Below are 2,056 nucleotides of genomic sequence, written 5' to 3' on the forward strand. Positions count from 1 at the left end.
GAGCCGGAAGGCGTCGCCCGCCGCGATCGCGCGGGCCGGCGCCTCCCAGAGTTCGAGGCGCGCGCCCTCCTGGCGCCGCACGTCCGCCACGGCGCCCGCGTTGGCGCCCCCCGTCCAGGCGAGGCGCCCGCCCGCGAACAGGCCGTCCGGGAACGTGGCCGCGAGCGCCACCGCGAGGGTGCCGGGCTCAGGGGAGCCCGCCACCGTGCCGGTGGTGCGGAACCCGGCGAGATCCACCCGGCAGCGCGCGTCGCCGAGATCCGCCCCGCAGGTGGCGCGGAAGCTGCGGCCGCGCTCGGCCTCGAGCCGGTCGGCGAGGCCCCGCAGCTCGGCCACGAAGGCCTCGCCCGCGCGGCGGATCTCGCCCAGGGTGCCCACGTCGAGGAGGAGGCGCGTCTCCGGGGCGCGCCAGTCCACCAGCCAGGTCTCGACGGCGGCGCCGTCGTAGAGGCCGCCCGCGATGTCGGCCTCGGTCAGCCCCAGGGCGGTGAGCGCGCCCGCCACGTCCCCGCCCGAGACGGCAAAGCCCAGCTCGGCGCTGGCCTCGGCCGCCTCCAGGCCGGTGCGGGCCAGATGGGTCAGGCCGTCGAGGACGAGGTCGCGGTCGTGGTCGGTGAAGCCGAGGCGCGCGCCGTCGCGGCGGGCGAGCGTCCAGCAGCGGCAGAGCGTGGTCGCGCCCTCCGCGAGGTGGGCCGCGAAGGCGGGGGGTAGGTCGCGCAACGGAGCCTCCTTCAGGGCACGATCTCGACGAGCGGGATCCGCGGGATCTCGCCCGCCGTGAAGGCCTCGAGGTTCACCGTGAGGTCGTCGGTGTCGAAGCGGACGGGCACGTCGAAGGCGAAGCCGGCCGTCACCGCGGCGCCGGGCGCGGGCGCGGTCGCCAGGGTGAGGAGGCCGGTGGCGGGGTCGCAGGCGAAGGCCGCGATCTCGCGGCCCGCCACCGCCACCCGCACGCTGCCGGCGACCGGCTTGGCGATGGCCCGGCGGTAGGCCGACGCGCCGCCGCCGTATGTCTTGGCGAGGGGGAACGCCGTGCGGGCCCCGTCGCCGAGGCCGAGCGGCTGGTCGGTGGGCGTGGGCGCCCGGCTCGGCGGGCCGGATCGCCAATCGACCCGGTCGCGGTAGCGGAAGCCGTGGAGCCGGCCGCGGCGCTCCTCGAAGAAGGCCAGCACCGCGTGCAGCGCGTCGAGGCTGCGCACGCCGAAGCCGGCGTCGTAGCGGCGGCGCGAGTCGGCCCAGCGGCTGTTGCGGTGCTCGCGGCCCGAAGCCAGCGTGACGATCTCGGTGAGCCGCACCGGGCCGCCGCTGCCGCGCAAGGCGACGTCGAGGGGGAACAGCACCTCGTGGAAATCGACGGGCATGGCGGATCCCCTCAGAGCGCGCGCTGGCCACGGGCGACCGCGCGGGCGAGCTGGGCGGCGACCTGCGCCTCGGAGCGGCGGAAGGCCCCCGGGTCCGGCGTCGCGATGGTGACGTTGACCGAGACCGGCCGGGCGGAGGCGCCGCCCGCGACGCCGAGGCGCCCGTCGGGACCCCGGCGGAGCGGCAGGATCGCCTCAGGGCCTGCCTCGCCCATCAGGCCGGTGCCGCCGCGCATCGGGAAGTAGGTGGGCGCGGCCACGATCCCGCCCTCCGCGAAGGGGCGGACCCGGGCCCCCTCGACCACCCCGCCCCGGGTGAAGGCGGTAGCGGACGAACTCAGCAACTGGTTGACGAGGCTCGTCACCCCGCCCTCCACGGGCTTGAGCGCCGCCTTCACGGCGGCCCCGGCGAGCTTGCCGCCGAGGGAACCCAGCAGGCTGTCGAGCTGGCGCCCCGAGCCGAGGCTGCCGGAGAGCGCCGTCGAGAGGCTGCGCCCGAAGGTCTTGGCCAGACCGTCGAGCTTCTCGAGCTGCCGGATGCGGGTCGTGGTCGCGCGGTCGGTGTCGTCCTCGGCCATGGGTCGGCTTCCTCCTATGACGTCCGGCTCGCCCGCTGCTGCGGCGCCCGCCGACGATTGCGAATCAAGCACCGCCCTTTTCCCGGACGCCTGGAGCGCCAGCGGAAGGTGATCCGG

The 2,056-nt window shown here is 76.9% G+C and carries 3 protein-coding genes; all 3 read right to left on the minus strand.

From position 1 onward, the window contains the following. Positions 1-720, minus strand: a 720-nt coding sequence (locus tag AX737_RS18125) for a DUF2163 domain-containing protein (RefSeq protein WP_066923876.1), incomplete at its 3' end; no start/stop codon positions are given. A gap of 11 nt (positions 721-731) precedes the next feature. Further along, positions 732-1,361 carry a DUF2460 domain-containing protein gene (locus tag AX737_RS18130; RefSeq protein WP_066923878.1) on the minus strand — a complete coding sequence of 210 codons (630 nt, stop codon included), beginning with the start codon at positions 1,359-1,361 and terminating at the stop codon, positions 732-734. A gap of 11 nt (positions 1,362-1,372) precedes the next feature. Beyond that, positions 1,373-1,939 (minus strand): phage tail tape measure protein, encoded by a 567-nt coding sequence (locus AX737_RS18135; RefSeq protein ID WP_066923880.1) that lies wholly within the window; start codon positions 1,937-1,939, stop codon positions 1,373-1,375. Positions 1,940-2,056 lie beyond the last annotated feature (117 nt).

Source organism: Methylobacterium sp. CCH5-D2 (assembly GCF_001556475.1).
GTDB lineage: Bacteria > Pseudomonadota > Alphaproteobacteria > Rhizobiales > Beijerinckiaceae > Methylobacterium > Methylobacterium hispanicum.

Bases quoted from the DNA above. Each gene is read 5' to 3' on its own strand.
- AX737_RS18130 (WP_066923878.1), bottom strand. From the start codon at position 1,361: ATGCCCGTCGATTTCCACGAGGTGCTGTTCCCCCTCGACGTCGCCTTG.
- AX737_RS18135 (WP_066923880.1), bottom strand. From the start codon at position 1,939: ATGGCCGAGGACGACACCGACCGCGCGACCACGACCCGCATCCGGCAG.